We start from the raw sequence: 25,575 nt of genomic DNA, 5'->3' as shown, positions 1-25,575 counted from the left end.
ATAACATCAGTCGAGCAAGCTGACAAGTTCTTTTTTCATATCCTCGTCAATCTCCCTGTATCTGGCGAAAGCCTTGCTGCCCTCTTTATGCCCTGACAAAGCCCCAACAAGACTGGGATCCTTGACTTTCTTGTATAGATTGCCGATGAATGTACGCCGTGCCATGTGGCTGCTTGCAATCTCATTTATCGGGCGTTTCTCCTCTTCCCCGGTCTTTGGATTGCGGACAGTCACCATTCGGGTTATCTCGCAGAGAGTGAATATCTTTTTTATTGCCTCGTTGTATTTCTGTGCGCTGATGAAAGGAAACAGTTTCTCAGCTCCTTTGGCATAATATTTCTCCACCAATTGCCGTGCGCGTGTATTTAGTGGCACTCGTACAACCTCCGGGCGTTCATTCTTGGTCTTGTTGGGGATGTACTCGATTGCACCGTTTATGATGCTTCCCGACGTCATTTCCAACAAGTCCGACACTCGGCAACCGATAAGGCACTGAAAAACAAATATGTCGCGTTGCACCTCCAAAGCCGGTTTATCCGACAGGTCGAAATCGGCTATCAAATCGCGCTCCTCTATTGTGATATAGTAAGGAGTGCCGTATTTCTCACTGCCTATACCTGTGAAAGTTGCGAACGGAGTGCGGTCGAGATAGCCACGTCTCACACACCAGTTGAAGAAAGCCCGAAGCCTTTTTAGTATCCCTATGACAGAATTCTCGCCGCGTTTCTCCGGGCGACGGGGCTTACGTGCAGTCTCAACGACATCAGAGGCGGTCTTGTATATTGAGGGATATTTGTCATAAATTTTCGGCTCATTGATTACAAATTCCTTGAAGCGCTCTATCTCGGTGGAATCAAAGTCGTTGAGAATAAGCGTGAACTTTGTCCGGGTCGTTTTCTGCCTGTACAGCTCAAAGCGACGCAACAGTCGGGCAAGCACCTTGTAGTGGCCTGACAGTGGTGCGCCGTCAAGATGCTTGTCGAGAAATTCATTGAACACATCGAAAAACGACATCTTCTTCGGAGCGGCCTCAAACAGTTCCGGGTGGTGGTGACGCAGAATAGCGTCCTCGAAAAATTCTTTGGAGAGAGACTTTTGTGGTGTGCTTACACAGAGCGAAATCAGTCGGCTCTCCAAAGATACGAGATTGTCATTTATTATTTGTAACTTTGCCAGTGTCTTTCGGTCTGCGCGTGGCATAATGATCTTACCGTCACGAAAACGGGTAGCCTCAACAAAGATGCCGCTTTTCAGGCGCAGACGCAGTTCGCGCGACACCGACAGTCGCAACATGATTTCAGCTTCGCCATTGGCGTTGACCTTAGAGGATAGAGAGCGTGTTATGGTTGCCATATTCAGAGAGATTATTTTGATGTGGTACAAAATTACTAAATTTTGTCCACATGACAAAATTTTCGTCCACGCTTTGTCCACATCTTCTGCCTCTACTTGCGCCCTGATGATTTCCAAAGTTCAATGTCGCAAATGGCTTTGTTACGATAAGACGCTGATAATCAATTAATGTGTGATAATTGGCTTTGAACGCTAAAATTCATTACGATTCAATACGATTCACAAATGTCACTCCCAGGCGGATCACAGAACAAATCGGCAAGATGCCGCAAATCGCTGAAACTAAGACGGTTTCAGCGATTTTTGTAATACCTCTATCCGGCAGAATAGTGAACATTGTGAGGTATGGTGGTGTGCAATTCGTGAACAGCCTCCGGCGTGAACAGTTTTGTTCACGATTTATGAAGCGAATTTGTAATCCTCTATCCTTCTGCGTTTTTCTGCGATTTACCGTTTCAAAAGTGGGGCTTTTATACTTTCCTCAGGGTTCAGATCCCCACTTTTCGAGAATTAGGAGTTGATTTTGGGCGGAATTTAACATCAATTGAAGTTTTTAACTACGCGACAGTTAATTTAGCCTTGTTTTTAACTCTTTTATCTCTATTCAGCCGAGTTTGGGATTGTGTTTAATCGTGAACAAGGTGGCAGAACGGTGAAATACGACGAAATTGCAGAACAATACTTCGTGAACAAACTCCGGAAGTTTCTTCCTGTTCACGGAAGTGTTCACTGGATTTGCGATACGGCGTTGAGAATAAACCGACTTCTACCGTTGAAGTCAATACCACTGTGGTGGACGCTCCTTCAATATCTGACGACCAGAAAAAGTCTACGGTTGCAGAGCCAAAGCTGACTATAATCTATCGGGCAATTCAAGACGATGGGCAATTTAATTATAATTTAGCGGATTAACTCAAATTGCAATTGAGCTAATCCGCTTTTTCTGTGTTTTGTGAAATGTTCTCCGAATAATGTGCAATGTTACTATCGTATGCTGAATGTTATTATTAGACATCTGAAAACTTTTTATATCAAAATAGCAATGAAAGAAAGAACTTTAGGAGTGCTATCTCCGCTTACAGTATCGAGTATAGGCTTGGGCTGTATGGGCATGAGCCACGGTTATGGTCCGGCTGCAAATGTAGATGAAATGGTAGGTTTAATCAGAAAAGCATACGATCTTGGTGTCACCTTCTTTGACACAGCCGAGGTCTATGGCCCCTACACTAACGAGGAGCTTGTCGGAAAAGCACTGGAACCTATCCGCAACCATGTGAAAATCGCCACAAAGTTCGGAATAAGCATGGAAATGGAGAAGTTTACTCAGGTGCTTGACAGTCGTCCTGAAACAATCCGTAAATCAGTCGAAGGGTCGTTGAAGCGTCTTCGCACCGATCACATAGACTTGTATTATCAGCATCGTGTTGACCCCGATGTGCCGGTCGAAGATGTCGCAGGCACTATCAAGGAACTAATGGATGAGGGAAAAATCCTGCACTGGGGTCTTTCCGAAGCCAGTATCAAGACTATACGTGCCGCTCATGCAATCCTTCCGCTGACAGCAGTTCAAAATGAATACTCCATGTTCTGGCGGGAGCCTGAAAAGGAACTCATCGGTGTGCTTGAAGAACTTGGCATCGGACTGGTTACATTCAGTCCTCTTGGCAAAGGGTATCTTACAGGTGGTATTACTAAGGATACAAAGTTCACCAAACACGATTTTCGTAATTCAGTACCACGTTTTACAAAAGAGAACATCGAGGCCAACATGGCACTCGTTGACTTTATCAAAGGACTTGCCATTGAGAAAGACATGACCCCATCGCAAGTTGCAATAGCATGGTTGCTCTATCAGAAACCGTGGATTGTACCAATTCCCGGAAGCCGCAGTCTCCGTCATCTTGAAGACAACCTTGGAGCTGCTGATGTCTCTTTCACACAAGAAGAACTGAAACGAATAGATGAAGTATTGGACTCAATCCATATACAAGGCGACCGCTATAATGCCAACAATCAGGCAAATGTCGGGAACTGAAATCAAGCACTAATATAAAGGGATACGGAGCCAAGTCGCATTTGACAAGGCTCCGTATCTCGTATGTGAGAGAATTATTATCTCCAGCCCATAAACATTTTCACGACTTCGGGATCGTGATGGTCGAAGAACAGGCTTGTAGCAGTGTCAAGTGCTGCAATTTCAGCCATATCTCCGGCGGAGAGTTCAAAGTCGAATATGTCGATATTCTGCTGCATGCGCTCAATGTGGGTCGATTTCGGGATGATAATCACACCTCGTTGCAGAAGCCAGCAGAGTGCGACCTGTGCCACGCTTTTCCCATATTTCTTGCCGATTGTTTCAAGTACGGGATTGGTAAAGAATCCGTTTCGTCCCTCGGCGAGCGGTGCCCATGCCATGATGTGGGTGCCGAACTCCTGCATGTATTTCTGAGCTGCTATCTGCTGGTCGAACACATGGGTTTCCACCTGATTGACAGCGGGAACAATCTCCACGTTGCTTGCGAGGTCGATGAAATGGTCGGGGTAGAAATTGCTGACACCGATTGCGCGGAACTTGCCCTCCTTGTATGCCTCCTCCATCGCGCGGTATGCGCCGTAACGGTCGCAAAAAGGCTGGTGAAGCAACATCAGGTCGATGTAGTCAGTGCCGAGTTTTCGCAGACTTTCGTCTATCGACCTTTTGGCTTTTTCGTAGCCATAGTTTGAAATCCATATCTTGGATACGAGGAACAGCTCGGCGCGTGCTATGCCGCTGTTTTTTACGGCGGCACCGACACCTTCCTCATTGTGATAAGCCTGAGCCGTATCAATCATACGATAACCGACACGGAGCGCATCGCTGACGCAGCGTTCACATTCAGCTGGGGATACCTGATAGACGCCATAGCCTACCTGCGGCATGATGACGCCATTGTTTAATGTCACTGTATTCATTGTTCTATCCATTTTTTAATTTGTTCAGGTTTTGCGGGAAGACGCAGTCCGGTCTTTATGTTAAGGTCGGGATAACCTTTATGCAGGGTTGCATCCGCCTCCGACATCGGGCTTTCGTAGGAGGTGCAGAACGGATATATGACCTTGTTTTTCAGTTCTGTACGGTAGTTATCGAGAAATGTGCGTATTACAGCCGGTTCTTCGTGCCACCATATCGGGAAACCAACGAAAACGGTGTCGACATCCGCGAAGTTAATGTCAACAGGCTTGATGGCGGGGCGAAGCGACTGGTTGAGATGTTCCTGAGTGCATCGCGACTGCTCGTTTACCCAATCCACATCCTCTGATGAATATGGCTGTTCGGGCTGGAGGCGTATCATTTTCGCCCCTGTCACGGCAGCAACTTCCTTGGCTGCCAGTTCCGTATTACCGGAATGAGTGAAATAGACGATTACAGATTTCATTTCTTCGTTTGTAGGGGTTTGTGGCGTTGATGCCGGTTTGGAGGCGCAGGCACTGAAGGCCATAGCCAGAACCGACATAACAGTCATTATTGATTTTACAAATTTCATATTGATTTGTTTTTGCTGATTATAGATTCTTGCCGAAGAAGTCAGTCAGTTTGTCGGAGATCTGAGTCACATACTCAGGCACATAATAGGTCTGTATATGTGTCGCGCCGGGTACAAGGAACAGCTCCTTGTTATCGGTTCCGGTTGCCTTGCTGAAGCACTGTTCCGACATGTAGAGCGTATCGGCATTTTTTCCGGCAATCATCAGCAAAGGCTTGTTTATGAGCAGCATCCCTTCCGAGGCATCCCAGTCCATCAGATCTATAAGGCTGCTCTTGGTATATCGGAAAGTGGAATTGGGATGTGCGTAATTGACGATGTAGTAGTCATAGCCCTCGCGGTAGAGGTCAAACGGCAGTTTTGCAGCCTGCTCCGGGGTTACTCCGCTCATGTCGCCGACATATTCTATTTCACCGCCTCCGGCTTCCTTCTGACGGGCTGCACAGGCATCTTCGAGCCGTTCCTGAATCTGGTTTATCTGCGAATCGAGGAACCCGTTGCGGCGCACCAGTCCCGAATTGAACAGGCTGAGTGTGGCGATTGCCTTGAAGCGTTTGTCGGTCTGTGCCGCCTTTGCCGTGTAGCCGCCACCACCGCAGATACCTAGTATACCCAGACGGTCGGCGTCAACGCCGGGATATGTAAGCAGGATATCTGCCGCGCGGTGAATGTCCTCCACACGGTTTGCCGGCTTGTCGGTGCTTCGGGGTTCTCCTCCACTCGCACCCTGATAAGCGGCGTCAAAGGCAAGAGTGATATAGCCCTTTCCAGCCATAATTTGCGCGTAGTTGCCGGCAACCTGCTCCTTTGTGCCTCCGTTGGGGTGTGCCACGACGAGTGCGGGATACTTTCGGGCGGGATCATATCCTGCGGGAGTATAGACGTTGGCACGGATTTTCAAACCGTTCAGGTCATATTCAATCGGGTGGATATTGACCTTTCCGGCTTCGTTCTTCATAATGGCGTTGTTGTAGACAAGGCCGTAGGGATTGCCCTTATAGGCAAGGACATCCTTTACATCGACATTCTTGAAAATAGGTTTTGTTTCCATAATCGTAGAATTTTGAGTGAATGCCGGGAGAGACATCAGTCCCAGTATTATTGATAATATATATTTCTTCATATCGGATGCGTTACATTGTTTCTTTCAGTATTTCAAACAGCTCATCGTGAGTAAATCTCTTGGCGCATCCCGGAGTCAGCACGGTTGAGTCAGCCGCTTTGCGAAGCAGGGTTTCTTCAGTCACGCCTATCTCACACCATCGCGAAGGCATACCGATTTCCCTGATGAAAGATTCAAGCGCATCGACACCTTTTGCCGCCTTCTCTTTTTCAGTGCCTTCTGTTATGCCCCAGACATTTTCTGCCATTGCCGCCAGTTTTTCAGCTCCTTCGTCCAGCATGTGACGGTAAAGGGTCGGATGTATAATGGCAAGACCGGCACCGTGGTTGCAATCGGTATATGCTCCCACTGCGTGTTCAAGCATGTGGCACTGAAAATCAGTGATTTTGCCGAGTTTAAGGATTGAGTTCTCAGCCATCGCAGATGCCCACATCAGCTCTCCTCTTGCAAAGTCGTTGTCGGGATCAGCAATAAGAGCTCGGATATTTTTGATTACATTGCGCATTATGGCTTCGTTTATCTCGTCGGTAAGATTGGTGTGTGCAGGGCGTCCCATATAGGTCTCCATACAGTGGCTCAGCGTGTCAAACGCCCCGCTGATCACCTGCTTCATGGGTAAAGTCAGCGTCAGGTCGCTGTCAAGCACTGCAAACGAATTGAACGCACCGAAAAGAGGCTGTTTCAGTTTAAGCTCCTCGTTGGTTATTACCGCGCCGTTATTCTGTTCCGCACCGGTTCCGGAAGCCGTTAGAATCGCCCCCATAGGGATGCAGTCTGTCGCCATACGACGCTCTTTGCCATACTGCATACTCCAGATATCCTCATCGGTCTTTGCCTGAATCGAGACAATCTTGCAGCAGTCTATAACGGAACCTCCGCCGACGGCAAGTATGAAATCGACATTGTTTTCACGGGCAATTTTTGCGCCTTCCTGAACTTTGGCGTATGTGGGATTGGGCATAATGCCGCTAAAATCCACAACTGTCTTGCCTGCTGCTTCAAGCATTTTCCGGATGCGGTCATAAAGACCTGACCGTTTCAATGAGCCGCCACCATAGGCAAGCATTACTTTGTTACCCATTTTGGGCATTTCTGTATTCAAGGCAGTCTCCAGACAGCCTTTGCCGAAATACTGTTTTACCGGATATTGAAAAGTGAAAGAATCCATATGGTTTATTATTTTTCTAAAGTTGACATATCAATTACGTAACGGAACTTTACTTCTCCGTTTTTGACTTTCTCGTATGCGTCGGTTATGAGGTCGGCATCTGCCTTTATCACTTCTACATCAGGATATATGCCATGCGCCACCGAATAGTCCATCATTTCCTGGGTTTCACCGATACTCCCTATTCTTGAACCGAACAGACGTCTGTTTGCCATACCGATGAATGAGCGCATTGAAAGCTGCGGCATATCTTTTGCCGATGGAATGCCGACTATGCACATCTGCCCGTTCCATTTCAGCATCTTCATATAGGTCATAGGGTCGTAAGCCGACGGAATGGTACTGATGATAAAATCGAACTCATTTGCGATAGACGCCATAGCCGCCGAGTCGTTGACGTTTACATACCGTGACGCTCCCATCTCTTTGGCGGCTTCACGCTTGTCCTCAGAAATGTCAAAGACCGTGACATCGGCACCGAGAGCCTTCAGGTATTTCACAGCCATGTTTCCCAGACCTCCGAAACCGGCAAGTCCGACTTTATCGCCAGACTTAACACCGGCATATTTTATTGGCGAATAAGTTGTGATTCCTGCACACAGCAGCGGTGCGACTTTCTCCATATCTGCATTTGCAGGAATGGCTATGGCATAGTCCTGAGAAACCACTATGTTATCGGAATATCCTCCTTGAGTCGGCTCATTATCGTGGTAAGGGTCATGGTCGTGATAAGTAGAAACAGACTCGCTGCAATAATGCTCCTGTCCGTTGAGGCAATAGTCACATACATGGCATGAATTGATTATGCAGCCAACGCCGGCATAATCACCAACCTTGAATTTCGTGACATCTTTTCCAACGGCAACGACACGACCGGCAATTTCATGCCCCGGCACCATCGGATACTCTTCCTTGCGCCAGTCGCCATGCACATTGTGGAGATCACTGTGGCAGATGCCTGAATACAGAATCTCAATCTGTATCTCGTCATCGCCGACTGCGTGGCGGTTGAATTCGTATGGATGAAACACACCGCTTTCATCAAATGCGGCAAAACCGTGTGTCGGTATGCTGTCAGTCTGAGCGTATAAGTTTAATGACAGACTCGACAGACTTATTAATAAAAGTATTTTGGAATATAATTTCATGATTATTAAATGGTAATGTTAGGTATCCCTGCCGAATGGTTCATGTGTTTCTCCCAGAACCTGACCGCACCGTCCATCCAGCCCTCGGCACTTGTGCCAGTGCCAAGACCGAAACCGTGGCGCAGATTTGGGAACAGATGAAATTCGGCATCTATGCCGAGCGACTGCAATGCTTCCACCCGGCGGCGCATTACCGTCGGACTTGCAATAGCATCATTCTCGCCGATAACAACGTATGTCGGCGGATCCTGACGCGTATATTCCGAATGGCCGGTATAGCCCATCACGACTGTGGCAGGACGGGCATCGACAAAATTGCCGAATGCCGCAGGAGTGTATGACCCGATATATGCAGCCATACGCGCTCCTGCCGAGCCGCCCCACACAGAATAGTCATCAGTCGATACGCCTAATTCAGAGGCATGGGTAAATATATAGTCTATGCCTGCCGAAAGGTCTTCGACGGCACTCTGAGCCCCACGGTCAACGCTGTACTGGATTACGAAAGCATTGTAGCCTTTCTTGCTCAGTTCGAGAGCGAGAGGAAAACCCTCGTGGATTGAACCGACATAAGAGAATCCTCCTCCCGGACAGAACACAGCGAATGGCGCGCCGGGATTTCCGGGAAAGAAAAACAGTCCGGCATCCTTGCGACCGAGGTCATAGTACAACTGCTTACCATTTCCAACCATATCTATCATCTCGTTGATATAACCTACAGCCCTCCCGGCATCCACATAATTGTGGTATGGCAGAAGCGACGGTATATTGCCGAGCTTCATGTCGGGATCGTAACGCCACTCAAGCGGCAGGATATATCTGCCGAAACCCTGAAAGGCGGGATGGCTTACCACATCGCTGACAGTGCTTGCGGTTGTAAGATGGCTGTAATCTTTCATTTCAGACGGGTTTTCATCGCGGTTGCCGGGATTATTCTCCGACACCTTCACCTCTAACAATTCCTCTTCCGCTGATGTTGAGGCACATCCGGCAAGAACCGAGAAAAGAGCAACAGATACCGACAATATCATAAGTCGAGCTGCCATACGTCACCCCTTTTTATGAAATTTATATTTGAGCCACACTATGCCATGATTGCACACTTCGGCTGAAAGCAGCTCCAGTGACTGACCGGCAGCCGGGGTCTCATCAGACGCGCCGAGATATTCAAATATGGAGGGCACGGTGGTAAGGCCGTCAATTCCGGGATACATCACAAGGCTAAGTTCATCAATCAGTCCGGCTGCGAGCATCGCGCCGTTGATTATGCCGCCACCTTGAAGCGAGATTTTATTGATTCCGAAGCGGTCATGAATAATCTCCATTGCACTGCGCAGATCAGTCGGGTCGGCAAGCACAATGTATGAAATGCCTTTTTCTTCAAGCATCGCAAGATAATCGGCTGTCGCATTCGTTCCTAAAATGACAAGGATATTGTCGCCACGGAGGCGGTTGTCGGGGTAGAAAATATCCGCATCGGGGTCAACAGTTATGAACAGTCTTTCAGAGTCACGGTTTCCGGTATAGACTTTACCGGCTTGTGCCCTGTCGTTGCTCTTGGGCATGAACTTATAAGGGAAAGCCTCCTTCGCGGTTGACTTGCCGAACATCCATGCGTCAGTGTCAAGCGATTTTCCTAACTCGGCATATTCTTTGAACAACTCACCGGCAGGTGTGCCATCAAACGGCAGCGTCCACCGACCCGGCAGAAGTCGGCCGTCGACCGAACTCATTATGTGGCATATTACTTTTGGAATCATTTTCGTCAGATTACATTTTGAGGTTTTACAATTTTTGAGCCGCCGAACACTTCGCTCATTGGTATTGTGTCGAGGGTGCGGTCAATCCGGGCGATTTCCTCCTGGCTCAGTTTCACATCAGGCGCGCCGGCATTCTCTTTCAAACGGCACAGATGCCGTGTGCCGGGGATAGGAACAATCCACGGTTTCTTACACAGCATCCATGCCAGCGATATCTGCGAGGGTGTGGCATGATGTTCATCGGCAAGTTGTGTGATATAGTCCATCAGCTCACGGTTCTTTTCAAAGCTCTCCTTTTTGAACTGCGGCATTGCGGCCCGATAGTCGGAGTGCGGGTCAAAAGTTGAAGATGCGTCATAGTTTGCTGTAAGCAGACCGTTAGCGAGCGGAGAAAACGCCACAAAGCCGATGCCAAGTTCTTCCAGCACAGGGAACAGCGCCTCATGCCATCGCGCCATCATCGAATAGCGGTTCTGCACGGCAGTGACACGGCATACGGCATGTGCCCGACGCAGATATTCCTCGTCAGCCTCCGAGATGCCCCAGTGGAGAATCTTGCCTTCCTTCATAAGGTCGAGCATCACACCTGCTACCGTTTCCGGCTCTACATCGGGGTCAATACGGTGCTGGTAATAGAGGTCGATGTGGTCGGTGCGAAGACGTCGCAACGATCCTTCAAGAGCCTTGCGTATCGCCACCGGACTCGAATCCGGTATAAGCGGATGCGGGCCGTCGCCACCGGGATTCTCGAATTCAAGACCGAATTTTGTTGCAATAACAATTCTGTCACGATAAGGCTGCAAGGCTTCTCCGAGCAGTTCCTCGTTGGCGTGCGGATCATCGACAGTGCCGTAAATTTCGGCAGTGTCAAAGAATGTATAACCCATATCGACCGCATCATCAAGCAGCCGGATCATATCCCGTTTATTTGCCGGAGTGCCGTATCCGTGACTCATGCCCATGCAGCCAAGTCCGACGGCAGATACTCTCAGACCACTCAATCCTAATGTCCTATATTCCATTATAGTCAGTTTAATAAAATTTTTGAAGTACCGGTAGTGCGCTTTACAACATATATCCCGTTTTTTGCAGTTTCCGGAGTGACTTGACGTCCGTTTATATCATACATTGCTTCAACAACATCACTTTCCACATTTACAGAAACATCATCTACCGCTGAATTTTCAGACATTATCGACATCAGGAATCTGTCGAAATCATTGCCCCATACGGCGGAATTGCCACCAGACCCATATCCGTGAGGATAGTTCTGTAGAATCTTACGTTCTATCCTATATCCTGCCTGTTCGACTGCGCCGGCGTTTTGAGTGAACTGGCCGGCAAATCCATCGCGTGTTCCCCAGCAATAGAAGGCCGGTGGCAGATTGGCGGCACGCAGTGTTTCCACATCGTTCATTGATACACTCAGACGCCCGTAGAAAGAATATATCATACCCACAGCACAGGCGGAAACCGGCACTTTGTCAAGTACATCAGGCACATAGCTGTTGTCAAGGGCAGTTCCGTTTGTAAGGTCACGCCAGTTCAGCAAAACCTCTCCGTTCAGTATGCCTCCGGCAGAAAAACCGACCAAAGCTATATTGTCAGGATTTATACGGTATTCATCGGCATGAGCCTTTACATACCTGATGGCACGCTGAAGGTCGGTGGCACTTTCCTGCATGGTATATGGCCGGATGCGGTAATTTACGATAAAGCACTGATATCCCATCGGCACAAGCATATCCGCTATGTCGTATCCTTCGTTCTGCATACTACGGAACATAAACGCTCCTCCGGGACAGATGATGACCGCTCCTTTGGGGGCTGTGTCTTCTCCGACAGTGAACACTTCCATATTCGGTATGAAGTCAGGTCCGTCGGAGTTATTTACATTACGTGTGACGGTCGGGATATTTCCTTGTCGCCACAAATTGACAGTCCCGGACATCACCGCATTGTCATATATCTCAGACCCCGGCAATGTAGTTGTTTCATCGACTATCGGATTGTCTGTTCCCTCAGCGCATGACATGCCGGTGCCGGTCAAGGATATTACAAAAAGAAAAAAACAAATGCGCTTCATTCCTTGACTACATTTATATTTTTAAGCCATGTCGCGATATTGGAACTGTTGACACTCCCGCTTGTAAGTCCAAGACCCGCGAGATGGGTAGATTCAGGGGTAAGGTCGACAATCTTACGGAGCGTTTCATCGCGATATGTAGAAGCGTATGTGCAGAAAGGCACTACAATCTTGCCTTTCAGATCGTAGCTCTCTGTAAAGGTGCTTATAATCATAGGTGCGGTGTGCCACCATACCGGGCAACCGATAAACACTATGTCGTAGGATTCCATATCCTCTACCGTATTCTTTATAGCCGGTCGAGCGTCTGTATCACGTTCCTCCAAAGCCACCTCGGTGCATGGCGTATATTCGGCAGGATATGGCACAACAGGTTCTATTTCAAAGAGTGTACCTCCTGTCTGCTCCGCAATCTGCTGTGCCATTCGGCGGGTAGTTCCACCCCAACTGAAGTATGCTACAAGAATTTTACTGTTTTCTGGCACCTCGGTATTGTCGCCACCGGGGATTTCCGGTTCCGGCTCATCGTTGCCACAGGCAATCAGCGATATAGACACAATCGCAGAAACAAATAATGAAAATATTTTCTTCATTGTAATTATGTTTAATTGTTCTGATGCAAAATTATGTCTAATCTCACTTCCGGCTGTTACCCTAAATTCGGTGCGTGATGCTAAAATCCCCGAAAATGACTGATGACTTTATCTGATTTTTGGTTGGATACGTTGTGTTCTGTGATTTTGTATGTTGACACCGAAATAATTACAATTGGAATATGAGCAATTATTTGTAAATTTGCGCATGGAAAAGTTGAATGATGTTATAATCTCCGACTCCATTGACGGTATCGGCAAGGACCGTTATAAGGATTATCTCTCCCATGCTTTATGCACGGGAGGCAAATCCACATTCAGTTTCAACGGTCAGACCTTCGAGTTCAATGAGGGAGATTTGATGATTGTAAGAAAAGGGAAATTACTCGATGACGTAAAGATGTCGGATGATTTCTCCGTTAAAAATCTATATGTGACAGCACCCTTTATTGAACTGTGTACACCGCAGTCCAATTATGGAATGAAAGGTCAGTTGGCGTTGTTTCTTAATCCGGTGATGCACCTGACCGACGAACAACGGTTTGTATGCGAGCGTGATTTCCGCTGGATTGATTACCGTTTGAACCAGACATCGCACAATTTTTATCGCGAGCTGCTTATCAACGCCGTGCAGTCGGCAATACTCGATTTCTTTGATTTCCATTCAACCCTCAGCGGAGAAGATTCCATATCCACACAGAACGCCTCAATCATGAGCCGTTTTCTGAATATGCTGGAAAACGGGGATTACCGTCACAACCGCGAGGTGACATATTATGCCGATGCCCTGTGTGTTACCCCGAAATATCTGTCGGAGGTTTCAAAAAAGGTTAGCGGTTATCCGGCAAACTATTGGATAAACCGCTATACGTCGCTTGAAATAGCCCGGCTTCTGCGCGACAAGAGTCTGACTTTCGTCCAGATTTCGGATATGTTCCGATTTTCATCACCGGCGTATTTTAGTCGCTATGTCCAGCGTACTCTCGGTCTGAACCCTACCCAATACAGAGAATAGCGTTTTCAGTAAAAACGGTTGTTCCCTCCGAAAATATCATAACAACCCATTGTCATCGTGTCTGTAACTTTGCAAAAAATTACAGACACGATGAATCGTTTTATATTGACCATTATCACATTAGTATTAGGTGCAGTCTTATTGACCGCACAAAACGCTCCTTGTTTTTCTGATGAAGAACAGGCGATAATAGATTTGTCAAATGACAAATGGCAATGGATGGCTGATAAAGATGTCGATAGACTAAAAGCCATTTTCCATGATTCCGCCCAGTTTGTACACATGGGTGGATATTGGGGCAAGGATGCCGAGCTGAATACAATCAGGGATGGTGGCATCTGGTACAAGAAAGCTGAGATACATAAGCAGGAAGTTAAATTTGCCGGTCCGACGGCAACAGTTTACAGCACAATACATCTTAATTCTGTTGTAGGAGGGCATGAAGTTCGGTTTCCTTTTTACGTGACTGAAACGTATATTATGGATAACGGGCAATGGAAGCTCATATCTCTCGTATTTACCAAAACATTAGGCGAATAAACAAATCAATCAGGAATAATATGAAAAAACTGACATTTCTTGCAATAGCGATGATAGCATTAGCTATTGCCCCGCTCTCACTCGGAGCAGCCAACCCCAACAAAATCCTTATAGCTTATTTCAGCTGGGGAGGAAATACGGAAACCGTTGCGAACTACATCGCCAATCAGACACAAGGCGAACTGTTCAGAATAGAGCCGGTAGTGCCTTATCCTTCTGAGTACACACCTTGCACCGAAGTGGCTCTTGAAGAACGGGATACCAACGCGCGTCCTGCGATAAAGGACAAGGTGGCAAACTGGGACGACTATGATGTGATATTCATAGGCTGCCCGGTATGGTGGCATGAGGCTCCGATGATTATACACACATTTGCTGAAAGTTACGACTTCGCCGGAAAGACTGTGGTACCTTTCTGCACTTACGCGGCAACATACCGCGACGAGACACTTGCCAAGATTGTGGAGATTACACCTGATGCGAAGCATCTTGAAGGCTTCGGAGCAAGAGGCAGCAGCACATCGGGCGTGACAGAGTGGCTGAACCGTATAGGAATGATTCCCGGCAACTCCGGCATTAATGATGTCGCCGTTGACAACAATGCCAATATAACGGTTTACAATACGACCGGCGATGTCGTATATGACGGCATTAAATCGGAGGTGTCCGTGCCGCAGAAAGGCATATATATTGTGCGCAGTGAGAATAAGACAGAAAAGGTTGTCCTGTAAATAAGAGCCGGTTCGACAATAAATCGCACATTATGATCAGAAGAACATTATTAACGCTCTGTGCATGCCTTGTCACAATTGGCACATTTGCACAAAAGCATTCCGAGTTACAGGACACAACCATAAACAACCAGCCTTACGTCATTCTGAACAACGGGCTTGCAATGCCCCGATTTGGAATAGGCACGTTCAATGTCCCCGGTGACAGCATAATGGCTGACGCCATATGCTTTGCGCTGAAAAACGGGTACCGACATATAGACACTGCCCACGCCTACGGCATAGAGCGTGGTGTCGGAAAGGGCATTAAGGAAAGCGGTGTGCCTCGTGAAGACGTCTGGATTACGAGTAAAGTCTGGCCGACTGAATACGGCGAAGGGAAGACGCTCGAAGGCATTGACAAGATGCTGGACCGGCTTGGTGTGGATTATATAGACCTTCTCTACGTCCACCAGCCTGTCGGTGATTGGCGCGGCGCATGGCGTGATATGGAAAAGGCTGTGGAATCCGGTAAAGTGCGTTCACTCGGTATCAGTAATTTCGATGCTGCCGACACACTTTTCACTGCCGTCAACGAATGGGCAAGAATAAAACCTGTGGCTTTGCAGATTGAACTTCACCCATACGCGCAGCGGGAGAAATGGCAGGAAAAAGCCGCTGAGAAAAATATTCAGGTTGAATGTTGGTTTCCGCTCGGCGGTGCTATGAGCAACGGGGCATTGTTCCGTGACCCGGTACTGATGAACATAGCCAAAACTCATGGCAAGACGCCGGCGCAGGTAATATTGCGTTGGCACATACAGAAAGGTTTTTCTGTAATACCGGGCGCGACAGACCACGGCTATATTTCAGAAAATATCAATATATTCGATTTTGAGCTCACTCCGGAAGAAATGGAACAGATCCATGAGTTGAACAAAGAAAAAAGGTTCTTCAATATGTCGCTCGAGGATAAGCAGAGGATTTTAACCCGTGCCGAACTTCCTGACTGATATGTAATTTGATATAAAATGGAAGAAGAAAAACAAAGCAGAATGGAAGCTGTCTTGGACAAAGACAAGACCAACAAGGCTAATTACACTTGCAGTAATTTTCATTTTCAGACCCCGGTCAATATATTCTTCGGTAAAGATGCGGTGTCGCATCTTCCTGAGCAGATACCTGTGGGAAGCGATGTTCTGCTTGTATATGGCGGAGCCTCAGCAAAGTTCAACGGAGCTTACGAAGCACTGACAGCAATAATGGACTCAAGCGGTATCAGATGGCATGAGTTGCCTGGTTGTATCGGACCATATTACAGGTATGTGGAAGAGGGAATCTCATTATGTCATGAGCATAACATCAGTTGCGTTATCGGCGTTGGCGGATGTTCCTGTATGGACATAGCCAAAATGATAGCATTTGGTGCAAAGCATGATGACATCTGGGAATACCTTACATTCGACAAGCCGGTGACCGGACATGAGGAACGGCTTATCATAGGGTGTGTGCCGACCTATCCTTCGGGTGGATCGGAGGCAGACGCATCAGCGGAGATTGATGATACCGAAACAGGCAGACATGGCTCGTTGTACGGTTTTTTTGCAGATTTTTCGCTACTTAATCCCGAATTTACGTTTACCCTTGATAAAGTCCAGAGCGCATACGCCGGAATTGTTACGTTCATTCAGGCAAGTGTGCCGTTTTTGGGCGGCTCATTCCCGTTAACCGACAGTTTTGGATTGAGCATAATGAACTCGGTAAGAAACAGTATCGCTGCAGTCCAGAAAAATCCGCATGATTACGACGCCCGTGCCGCTCAGATGTGGGCTTCTGCCATGACTACAAGCAAACTATTGTATTGCGGAAAGCAACTATCATGGTGTTTCAGCCTTTACAACGATGTGGAAGTCATAAGATTGTGTATGCCTCTGCATTACCGTCAGGCGTTTACTGTCTTATTCCCTGAATGGTTGAGAGCAATAGCGAAATATCATCAGACTGATGTTGAGCGGTATCTGACGGCTGTTTTTCCTGAACTTGCCGGTGAGAAGGACTTGATTCAGGTTGGATGTGACAGACTTAGAACTTATTTCAAATCAATAGGCTTGCCGGTCTGCTATTCTGAATATGGCGATACACCCGATGAATCACGCCTGCGTGAAGCTGCGGAGAAACTTGCGTCCGACAGTGCGTTTACGGTCGATGAACTTGTAGATATTTACAAGTCTTGTATGTCACAGGCATGAATGCTGCATTACGAATATACAAGGAGTGGACGTTACCAATCAGCATAGCTGCCGGAACGCTGATTTTTCTGGCATTTCATCTGATTGGATTCCTCTCGCCGCTTAAAGGAGTCACGGAGTCTTTTGTGTCTTATTTCATACCTGTGTTGGTTTTTGTAATGTTGTTTTTCACATTCTGCAAAATCAATCCCGCACACATGCAGGTGAAGAAATGGCACTTGATACTTGTGGCATTCCAGCTTATATCGTGCGGTCTTATAGGAGGTCTGCTTTTCGCGTTTCCGTCATTCCCTTACAGAATTGCGGCAGAGGGGGCTATGGTGTGTCTGATTGCACCGACAGCGACCGCCGCCGCTGTGATTACCGGGAAACTCGGAGGCAACGAGGCTTCACTGACCTCTTATACAATAACCAGCAACCTTGCCGCGGCAATAGCCATCCCTCTGGTATTTCCTTTGATTGAAGGTAAAGGAGACACATCATTCATCCATCAGCTCGTACTGATTAGCCGACAGGTGTTCCCCTTGCTTATCTTCCCGTTTTTTGTTGCATGGGGTGTAAGGGTATTTCTGCCAAAAGTACTGGATATTATCCTCAGATATTGCGGATCAGTGGCATTTTATCTGTGGGGTATCGCATTGATGGTTGTCGTCGGTCAGACTCTCAGGTCAATAGTCAACAGTAATGCCGCCGTTCATCTTATTGTCACTTTGTCGGTTGTCGGACTTGTAGCCTGCTGTGTGCAATTTGCGGCCGGAAAGATAATAGGAGGATGGTACAACGACCGTATAAGCGGAGGTCAGGGACTTGGACAGAAAAACACGGTATTCGCCATATGGGTTTCATACACCTACCTTATCCCCATAACCTCGATAGCTCCGGGAAGTTATATTCTTTGGCAGAATATAATCAACAGCTGGCAGCTATGGCATTACAACAGAGTACATAACAATAAACAACGTTAAAATTTATCAGAATGAATAAATCAATCATAACACAGTCTGCCGTCGCTCTTCTTTGCCTGTGCGCGGTTTCATGCGGAAAAACAGGTGGGGTTGCAGATGGTAATTCTACAAGTGGAGTCGAGCAGAATCTGCCGGTATATAACATCGCGCAGTCGGATACTTCGACAATCAACAAGAGCCGTAAGAATGTGCTTGTGCTGTCGGCAAGCCCGCGTAAAGGCGGTAATACTGATTTACTTTGCGATGAGTTTGTGCGCGGAGCTCAGGAAGCGGGGGGCAATGTGGAGAAAGTCTTTCTTGACGATTACAAAATCGACTTTTTCCATGAACAGCATGAACATTCAGCCGATTCTGTAGCCTCCGATGATCAGGCTCCACTTATTATCAACAAGATGGTAAACGCCGACATCATAGTGTTGTCAAGTCCTGTCTATTACATGAACATCGACGGACAGCTTAAAACTCTCATGGACCGTTGTTTTCGCAACAAGGGACTTGCCGGTAAAGAATTCTACTATATTACGGCATGTGCCGATGCCGAGGATTCCACTGCGGAGACCGCGATATTCGCGTTCCGAGGCTTTGTCGTATGTCTGCCAAATCCTGTTGAAAGAGGAATGGTTAAAGCCATCGGTATGGGAAGAAAGGGAGCCGTGGAGCAGTCCCAATATATGCAGGAAGCATACAATCTCGGCAAGACAATTTAAGACCACACATACTAATTAAATAAAGCGGCATTATGGAATTTCACCGTAATGCCGTTTTATTCGTATGAGAAGAGACTGATTAATCCCGTGCAAAGAAATTTGTAAAGACACCTCTTTCTTGTTCGGGAATCCCGATAGCTTCTTTGGCTGATTTTATGGCTTTTATAAGGAAAGCCATATTATGACCGAGATTGCGCATGGTCTGGAGTCCTTCTTTGTCTTTTTCAACATCTTCGGAGGTATAACCGTGTACTTCGTTCCAGTATGTGCTGGATACGACCGGCATTGACGATATGGTGAAGTATTTGTTGATTTCATCGAACGCGGAAGTTGAACCTGCACGCCGGGACGAAATAACAGCAGCCCCGACTTTCATTGTCTTGTCAAAAGCTCCCATTGTCGAATAAAACAGTCGGTCAAGGAAAGACAGCAACTGACCATTGGCTCCGGCAAAATAGGTAGGAGTGCCAATCAACAGACCGTCGCACGCGGCAAAAAGCGGAGCCGTTTCGTTTACAACATCGCTGAATACACATCTGCTTGTTGTTCGACATTTCCGACAACCGATACAGCCTCTGACATCCTTATTGCCGATATTTACACGATGAGTATCAATCCCGTTTTGATTCAGGATACGCTCAACTTCCAGTAATGCCCTGTCTGTGCAACCGTGGATTTCAGGGCTTCCGTTTATTACAAGTACGTTCATAGTCAGTCAGCAAGATTATTTTGTTGCAGCCATTGAGCAACGTGCGCGGCAATAACATCGTTGTTAAGCTCCTGCATAAGAAAATGGGAGTTGCCTCGGATACCGATTTTCGGAAGTTCGACAAGTGTGGCATTGCCGCCGTGACGATTGATTGCGTTTACAAACTCACGGGCCATCTTCAGGCGGACTTCCCAGTTGCTTCCACCCAATGTCGTAGCATTTGATTCGGGAATATAATCGCCGAAATATATGACGATCGGCTTCTTTGTAAGTTCCATGAACCTTTCAGGGGCTACCGCCACTCCGGCAAGTCCTCCCGTTAGTCCCGGCAGTGGTTCAGGCACCTCACCTTCTGGAAAGACAAAGCCTCCAGGTTCAAGAGCCACCACTCCTTTTACCTGAGGATTGTTCATTGCCGCCATCCATCCGGGAAAGCCTCCCGCCGAGTGGGTCACAAGAATATTGTCGCCGATTTTCTGCGACACGGCGTCAAGAGCTGCCACATCGAGCTGATGGTTGCTCAGGTCGGGCACCATCTGCCTGAAAAAGTTGGATACACTCAGTGAATCCTTAGGAAACTGGATTCCTTCGTTCCACTGGGGCCATAGGCCCATGCGCCAGATGTCGAACCAGAATTCTTCGTCAGCCACGGGTTTTACCGTGACTTCTGCACTTGTGCGAGAGGCATGACCTCTGCCTGGAAGGTCAAGGACGTATGTCGGATATCCTTCGCGCAGCAAGAGAGTGGCAAAACCGTCACGCCCGTCAGGCGTGGTTTCCCAGCAGACTCCATCGCCACCAAAACCGTGAACGAATACAAGTGGCAGCTTTTTTGCATTCACAGGTATCTGATAGCGGGCGAAAGCATGGTCGCAACGATATGTCTGTCCGTCCTGAACCGGATTGGTCCAGCCGGTAAATGTGTCGGGGTCAAATGTGCCGGGACGCTCAATGGTGGTGCCTCCGACCGGAAATTGCCCCTGTCGCTCAATCATAAGCGGCTTTGTAGCAAAACTTGTCATACTCATAGCCGAAAAGATTATTATCGGTAAAATTTTCATTTGTCAATCATGTATTTATTGAAGAAGTTACATATTACATCAATATTCTCAAGAACATACGGCTCTACATCGTACATTTCAAAATGTGAAGCACCCTTGACCATGTGGAATTCCTTTGGCCCCGGTGCATTCTCATACATTTCTTCCGCACCCGGACGCGTAAAAGCATTCTCGGCTGTTATGACAAGATAGGGCTTGTGGAGTTTCTTGATTATTTCTGTCGGATGAAATTTATGCCATTCAAGCTGTGACCATGTCACGCATGGAACATAATTCGGTGCTGCGCCTCTTTCCGGATTCATATAGTAGGCAGCACCCTCGCTTCCCGGTTCGATAAGATTCAGTCTTTTTGCATCTCCTCCGGATTCATATTCTGCTTTTTCTTTCAGAAGTCGCTCGTCTGTTGCGGTGTGAATCCGGTCCATTACCGTAAACGGCACGATGGATACTATTGCTTTCACAGTTGTGTCATTCACAAGTCCAGCCGGTATGTATGAACCTGAGCCACATATCCCCACTGCTCCTATTTCATTTTTATTTACGTATGGTAATGTCGTAAGGTATGTTATCGCACTCCTTGCGTCACTGCCTTTCAATGCAGGGTCCTCAAATGCACGTGGATGGCCTTCGCTCGAACCTATCGTCGAGTTGTCATAGACAAGTGTGACATAGCCATGTGTGGCAAGTATCTCCGCATATATACTCTGCGTAAGTTCTTTCGTGCTGTACATCGGCCCGGCGACAATTACCGCCGGATATTGTTTTGATTTGTCAAAATCACGCGGTGTAAACAAAATTCCCGCGAGCGTCAAACCGTTTTCTCTGTTTTCAAAAGCCACCGGATTAAAATTGACCTTTTCAATCGGGCGGCTGATGATTTTCGGTGAGTCACTGGCATTTACCTGTATCATATTCATCAACACTATCAGTAAACATAAAATCTTTTTCATCTGTAATTGAATTTTGTACCAAAATAACGAAAATGTGTCGTCGATGGCTTTATACTTTTTTCGGCTATAATATCCAAATTCGGAGAAAATAAAAACGTTTCAGTTAACACAAAGTATTAGTATCCAGAATACTGATTCATATCTTACAATTCATATCGGAAATTTAGGTAAAAGTCTCCGTATTATTCAAAACTACGGTTTGTTATTAGTTATGTAATTTTGCTCTATCTCGAATAACAGCAAAATTCACAGTTATGAAATTCAAAAAAATATTATTGGCGACTATGGCAATAATTTCATCATTCACGATGGTTGCTCAACAGTTTGAACAGCCATATCCAATCGGAAACGCCATGACTGGCAATCCGAATTTTATAGGCACAGCATACCTGTATCCTCTGTCGGAGGTCAAGGAGCTGAATGTGCCGATGTTCAATGTGACCTTTGAGCCGGGCTGCCGCAATAACTGGCACCGCCACTCAGGCGGTCAGATCCTGATTGCGACCGCAGGCATCGGTTATTATCATGAGAAAGGAAAACCGGCACGCCGCCTGTATCCGGGCGATATAGTGGAGATAGCTCCCGATGTCGAACACTGGCACGGTGCGGCTCCCGACAGTTGGTTCGCTCATATTGCGATTGAGTGTAATCCGGGAAACAATGAAGTCACATGGCTTTCTCCGGTTTCTGATACGGAATATGCGACTGCGACAACCGATGCGGCAAATAAATATGCCGAGGCAAACCGGGTGCTGTCTCCCCGCCAGCAGGCTATAGTGGCGATAGGCGCATATACAGGTCGTGGCGACCTTCAGCATCTTGAAACAGCACTTGTGCAAGGGCTTGAAGCCGGAATGACTGTCAATGAAATCAAGGAGATACTTGTTCAGGCATACGCCTACGCCGGCTTCCCACGCTCGTTGCGCGCGATCCAGACATTCATGTCGGTTCTTGACCGTCGCAAAGAAGCAGGAATAAACGACACCATCGGCAAAGAATCAACCCCTGTCCCCGACATGACCGATGCTGAAAAATACGAACTTGGCAGAAAGAACCTCGCGGAACTGTCGGGTGTTCCTGCCGATGCTCCAAAAGCCGGCTATGCGGTGTTTGCCCCTGTAATCGAGAAATTCCTCAAGGAACATCTGTTTGCCGACATCTTTGCACGTGACCTTCTTTCGTGGCAGGACAGGGAACTCGCCACGGTATCCATAATCGCCGGAGTTGGCGGAGTTGAGCCAATGGCAGCGGCACACATGGGTATATGTCTCCATCAAGGACTTACCCCCGACCAGCTTTCTGCTTTGCTCAATATCATTGAAACAGACCTCGGCCCGGAATATTCAAACCCCTTGCGACCTGTCGTAGATAAATTCAGGGATAACGGTAAATAAACCATAACCCCGGTAAAATAACAAAGCCACTGGCAGACTGCATCTCTGTCAGTGGCTTTGTCGTATTGGATTATCATCTTGATATTTTCTCAGGGGAAGCCCGGCTTTATCGGAATGCGGTTGTCATCCATAGCCGCACAATACGCAAGCCTCGCAACAATCGCAGAATTAACCTTCAAGTCATCAAGAGAAAGACGTTCATAGGTATCCATTGTTGTATGGTTTGTGCGGAAATAGTCCAAAGGATCTTGTATAAACTGATAAGCCGGCAATCCGAGACGTGAAAAACTTACATGATCGGTACTTCCGACTTTACGGGGAGAAAAAGTGTCGAATCCAAGTAATACAAACGGTTTCTTCCACGCTTCAAAGAATGGTAACGCCATATCGTTTTCTTCAAGATATACTCCTTTGAAGCGTCCGGAACCAAAATCCATGTTCATTCATACGCACGGCTGTGGAAAAACAGATTGCCGCCATGCTCTGATATGATTCAAACGCATCGAGCTTCTATCGAAGTTAACAGGATATTATATTAAAATAGTCAATTAGCGGAAGCCTATTGAATAAAATATTGTCTATTTTATTCAATACGGAGATACAAATGAATAAAATTAGCTATATTTGCAGTCTAAAACAGATTGCAATGAAAACAACGATACTCAATCAGCGGGTGGAGCGTGACGAACTTATGTCGCGCCCTTATCAGCAACGGCATACAAGGTATGACGCCGACGAACTGTTGCAAAATCCGCTTATCAAACTTATAACTGGGCCTCGTAGGGTGGGCAAATCGGTTTTTGCTCTGCTTATGTTACAGGGCAAGAATTTCGCTTATCTCAATTTCGACGACAATCAGTTGCTTGAAAAGTGGAATGAAGACTTGGCGATGTCAGCACTTGAAGATGTCTATCCCGGATATGACTTCATGCTGCTTGATGAAGTCCAGAATCTTCCCGGCTGGGATCTGTGGGTCAGTAAGCTCTACCGTCGAGGCAAGAACCTCGTAATCACGGGCAGCAATGCCAATATGTTGAGTCGCGAAATGGCTACCGTCCTTACAGGGCGTTATCTCCAGATTGAGATGCTCCCGTTCAGCCTTGAAGAAACGATGACATGGAAGAATGTCAATCCGCAGCTGGAAGAACAGGCTGCGCAGGCTGTAACGCTTGCTGATGACTATATGCGCAACGGCGGTTACCCGGAAACAATCCCGGCGCGCAGCATCACCAAAAGTTATCTTTCTACGCTGTTTGATTCCATCCTGCTGAAAGATGTCGCCAAACGACATAAGGTGAGGAACACCACCGATCTATATAATCTTGCCACTTACCTACTCTCCAACTTCTGCAATCCTATATCTGCCAATGACCTTGCCGGAGAGCTTGGCTTGTCAAGCGTTGCAACGACAAAGAAATTCTGTGACTATCTGGCAGAACCGTATCTGTTCTTCTACCTGCCGCGCTTCAACAACAAACTGAAATTGATGACCAAAGCACCTAAAAAGGTGTATGTGGTTGATAACGGTTTTGTGCAAAGCACCGCATTCAATCTCAGTGAGAACCTCGGTCGTCTGCTGGAGAACCAAGTGTTTGTCGAATTGCTACGTCGTGGCTATATTCCTGGTAAAACACTGTTCTATTACCGCACACGCAACGACAAAGAGATTGATTTCGTCACCCGAAAAGGCTCAAAAGTAGAACAACTCATACAAGTCTGCTACGATATGTCCTCCGAGAAAACCCGAAAACGCGAACTCGATGCCCTCGTCGAAGCCGCCGAAGAACTCCACTGCGACAACCTCCTCGTCATCACCAACTCCCAAGAAGAAAAAATAGAGTGGAAAGGCAAAAGAATTTATATTCTCAAGGTTTCAAAATATTAGACGATATATGAAGAAAAGAGAGAAGGTCGATATTTATTTTAAGATGAACTCACACTACTACCTGTTATTTAGTGTTGTTCAAATGGCAGATAATGGTAAAGTAGATCTTAAAATAACTGATTTTTATAATGTATTTATTATAGAAAAAGATGGTAATACACGAGAAGATGGGGTAATGACTGAACTAGAAATGGAATCATCTACTTTTATATCAAAAGCAGAAATGTCTTATCATGCAGATGGTTCATTTCTTCGAAAGAATAAAGATTATAACGATATAAAGTACTATAACCCATATGGAAAAGGTGTAAGGTGGACTCCAATCGACTCTATCGTCGATTTCCAACCTATCATGCATATTTGCATTCGGCGAATGGAAATTTACAATAAACGCATTAGCAATATTCCAATTGACACAGATAAACGAAAATCTCATATATGTGAATGCGATGAACTATTTGATTTAGAAGGAACATATCTCATTGTATTGTTTATTAGACATAAGTCTTTTCCGTTCTGTAGATGCGGTAGCAGACATAATTATTGCTGTCTCTTATACACATCTAAAAAAAAAAAAAAGATGTCAACAGGAATTATGGACATCTTCTTATTGAAACAAGAAGGACATTCACGTA

25 protein-coding genes and 1 pseudogene are annotated in these 25,575 nt (G+C 46.7%); 11 read left to right on the top strand and 15 right to left on the bottom strand.

Features of this window, described 5'->3' with window-relative positions:
• Positions 1-6: 6 nt before the first annotated feature.
• Positions 7-1,353 carry a site-specific integrase gene (locus E4T81_RS15185; protein WP_135046057.1) on the bottom strand — a complete coding sequence of 449 codons (1,347 nt, stop codon included), beginning with the start codon at positions 1,351-1,353 and terminating at the stop codon, positions 7-9.
• Between the two features lie 1,042 nt (positions 1,354-2,395).
• Here E4T81_RS15185 and E4T81_RS15180 point away from each other — a divergent pair.
• On the top strand, positions 2,396-3,388 hold the full coding sequence (locus E4T81_RS15180; protein ID WP_135046055.1) for an aldo/keto reductase: 993 nt from the start codon (positions 2,396-2,398) through the stop codon (positions 3,386-3,388).
• Between the two features lie 77 nt (positions 3,389-3,465).
• On the opposite strand, the gene E4T81_RS15175 is transcribed toward E4T81_RS15180, so the two are convergent.
• The 10 genes from E4T81_RS15175 to E4T81_RS15130 all read right to left on the bottom strand — a co-directional run bounded on the left by E4T81_RS15175 (position 3,466) and on the right by E4T81_RS15130 (position 12,755).
• Entirely contained in the window at positions 3,466-4,305 is an 840-nt protein-coding gene (locus tag E4T81_RS15175) for an aldo/keto reductase (RefSeq protein ID WP_135046053.1), read from the bottom strand.
• A complete protein-coding gene (locus E4T81_RS15170; protein WP_245207112.1) occupies positions 4,302-4,877 on the bottom strand; it encodes a flavodoxin in 576 nt (191 codons plus the stop codon). Before E4T81_RS15170 ends, E4T81_RS15175 begins: the two co-directional genes overlap by 4 nt.
• Before the next feature lie 19 nt (positions 4,878-4,896).
• Positions 4,897-5,928 (bottom strand): alpha/beta hydrolase, encoded by a 1,032-nt coding sequence (locus E4T81_RS15165; protein ID WP_209308213.1) that lies wholly within the window; start codon positions 5,926-5,928, stop codon positions 4,897-4,899.
• Positions 5,929-6,010: 82 nt separating this feature from the next.
• Positions 6,011-7,168, bottom strand: coding sequence for an iron-containing alcohol dehydrogenase (locus tag E4T81_RS15160; protein WP_135046049.1), 1,158 nt, complete (start codon positions 7,166-7,168; stop codon positions 6,011-6,013).
• A gap of 8 nt (positions 7,169-7,176) precedes the next feature.
• The gene (locus E4T81_RS15155; protein ID WP_135046047.1) at positions 7,177-8,316 is read right to left on the bottom strand and encodes an NAD(P)-dependent alcohol dehydrogenase; all 1,140 of its coding nucleotides are present in this window, start codon (positions 8,314-8,316) and stop codon (positions 7,177-7,179) included.
• Between the two features lie 5 nt (positions 8,317-8,321).
• Positions 8,322-9,362: an alpha/beta hydrolase gene (locus E4T81_RS15150; protein WP_245207111.1), complete on the bottom strand. Its 1,041-nt coding sequence runs from the start codon at positions 9,360-9,362 to the stop codon at positions 8,322-8,324.
• A 3-nt stretch (positions 9,363-9,365) separates the two neighbouring features.
• Positions 9,366-10,076, bottom strand: a complete 711-nt coding sequence (locus E4T81_RS15145; RefSeq protein ID WP_135046045.1) for a dihydrofolate reductase family protein — start codon at positions 10,074-10,076, stop codon at positions 9,366-9,368.
• Between the two features lie 5 nt (positions 10,077-10,081).
• Positions 10,082-11,098 carry an aldo/keto reductase gene (locus tag E4T81_RS15140; protein WP_135046043.1) on the bottom strand — a complete coding sequence of 339 codons (1,017 nt, stop codon included), beginning with the start codon at positions 11,096-11,098 and terminating at the stop codon, positions 10,082-10,084.
• 5 nt (positions 11,099-11,103) lie between these two features.
• Positions 11,104-12,162: an alpha/beta hydrolase gene (locus E4T81_RS15135; protein ID WP_135046041.1), complete on the bottom strand. Its 1,059-nt coding sequence runs from the start codon at positions 12,160-12,162 to the stop codon at positions 11,104-11,106.
• Positions 12,159-12,755: a flavodoxin gene (locus E4T81_RS15130; RefSeq protein ID WP_135046039.1), complete on the bottom strand. Its 597-nt coding sequence runs from the start codon at positions 12,753-12,755 to the stop codon at positions 12,159-12,161. Before E4T81_RS15130 ends, E4T81_RS15135 begins: the two co-directional genes overlap by 4 nt.
• 208 nt (positions 12,756-12,963) lie before the next feature.
• Here E4T81_RS15130 and E4T81_RS15125 point away from each other — a divergent pair, with 208 nt between their 5' ends.
• From E4T81_RS15125 to E4T81_RS15095, 7 genes are all read left to right on the top strand, one after another.
• A complete protein-coding gene (locus tag E4T81_RS15125; RefSeq protein WP_135046037.1) occupies positions 12,964-13,770 on the top strand; it encodes a helix-turn-helix domain-containing protein in 807 nt (268 codons plus the stop codon).
• Between the two features lie 90 nt (positions 13,771-13,860).
• The gene (locus E4T81_RS15120) at positions 13,861-14,310 is read left to right on the top strand and encodes a nuclear transport factor 2 family protein (RefSeq protein WP_135046035.1); all 450 of its coding nucleotides are present in this window, start codon (positions 13,861-13,863) and stop codon (positions 14,308-14,310) included.
• Positions 14,311-14,330: 20 nt separating this feature from the next.
• A complete protein-coding gene (locus E4T81_RS15115; protein WP_135046033.1) occupies positions 14,331-15,041 on the top strand; it encodes a flavodoxin in 711 nt (236 codons plus the stop codon).
• 32 nt (positions 15,042-15,073) lie between these two features.
• On the top strand, positions 15,074-16,033 hold the full coding sequence (locus tag E4T81_RS15110) for an aldo/keto reductase (protein WP_135046031.1): 960 nt from the start codon (positions 15,074-15,076) through the stop codon (positions 16,031-16,033).
• A gap of 42 nt (positions 16,034-16,075) precedes the next feature.
• Positions 16,076-17,269 carry an iron-containing alcohol dehydrogenase gene (locus tag E4T81_RS15105; protein WP_209308212.1) on the top strand — a complete coding sequence of 398 codons (1,194 nt, stop codon included), beginning with the start codon at positions 16,076-16,078 and terminating at the stop codon, positions 17,267-17,269.
• On the top strand, positions 17,266-18,234 hold the full coding sequence (locus E4T81_RS15100) for a transporter (protein ID WP_135046025.1): 969 nt from the start codon (positions 17,266-17,268) through the stop codon (positions 18,232-18,234). Before E4T81_RS15105 ends, E4T81_RS15100 begins: the two co-directional genes overlap by 4 nt.
• An 11-nt stretch (positions 18,235-18,245) precedes the next feature.
• Positions 18,246-18,941, top strand: coding sequence for a flavodoxin family protein (locus E4T81_RS15095; protein ID WP_135046023.1), 696 nt, complete (start codon positions 18,246-18,248; stop codon positions 18,939-18,941).
• 79 nt (positions 18,942-19,020) lie between these two features.
• Here E4T81_RS15095 and E4T81_RS15090 read toward each other — a convergent pair whose 3' ends face one another.
• The 3 genes from E4T81_RS15090 to E4T81_RS15080 are packed head-to-tail and all read right to left on the bottom strand — an operon-like array spanning position 19,021 to position 21,661.
• Positions 19,021-19,650: a flavodoxin family protein gene (locus tag E4T81_RS15090; protein ID WP_135046021.1), complete on the bottom strand. Its 630-nt coding sequence runs from the start codon at positions 19,648-19,650 to the stop codon at positions 19,021-19,023.
• Positions 19,651-19,652: 2 nt separating this feature from the next.
• Positions 19,653-20,678, bottom strand: a complete 1,026-nt coding sequence (locus E4T81_RS15085) for an alpha/beta fold hydrolase (RefSeq protein ID WP_245207110.1) — start codon at positions 20,676-20,678, stop codon at positions 19,653-19,655.
• Positions 20,679-20,707: 29 nt separating this feature from the next.
• Entirely contained in the window at positions 20,708-21,661 is a 954-nt protein-coding gene (locus E4T81_RS15080) for an alpha/beta hydrolase (RefSeq protein ID WP_135046016.1), read from the bottom strand.
• Between the two features lie 284 nt (positions 21,662-21,945).
• Here E4T81_RS15080 and E4T81_RS15075 point away from each other — a divergent pair, with 284 nt between their 5' ends.
• The gene (locus E4T81_RS15075) at positions 21,946-23,055 is read left to right on the top strand and encodes a carboxymuconolactone decarboxylase family protein (protein WP_245207109.1); all 1,110 of its coding nucleotides are present in this window, start codon (positions 21,946-21,948) and stop codon (positions 23,053-23,055) included.
• Between the two features lie 89 nt (positions 23,056-23,144).
• Here E4T81_RS15075 and E4T81_RS15070 read toward each other — a convergent pair whose 3' ends face one another.
• Positions 23,145-23,498, bottom strand: coding sequence for a M28 family peptidase (locus E4T81_RS15070; protein WP_135046012.1), 354 nt, complete (start codon positions 23,496-23,498; stop codon positions 23,145-23,147).
• 203 nt (positions 23,499-23,701) lie between these two features.
• Here E4T81_RS15070 and E4T81_RS15065 point away from each other — a divergent pair, with 203 nt between their 5' ends.
• The gene (locus E4T81_RS15065) at positions 23,702-24,940 is read left to right on the top strand and encodes an ATP-binding protein (protein WP_135046010.1); all 1,239 of its coding nucleotides are present in this window, start codon (positions 23,702-23,704) and stop codon (positions 24,938-24,940) included.
• 7 nt (positions 24,941-24,947) lie between these two features.
• Positions 24,948-25,575, top strand: a pseudogene (locus E4T81_RS15060) (hypothetical protein); the annotation flags it as partial.

The organism is Barnesiella sp. WM24, from assembly GCF_004570975.1.
GTDB lineage: Bacteria > Bacteroidota > Bacteroidia > Bacteroidales > Muribaculaceae > Muribaculum.
This window is presented reverse-complemented; position numbering and strand designations above follow the sequence as displayed.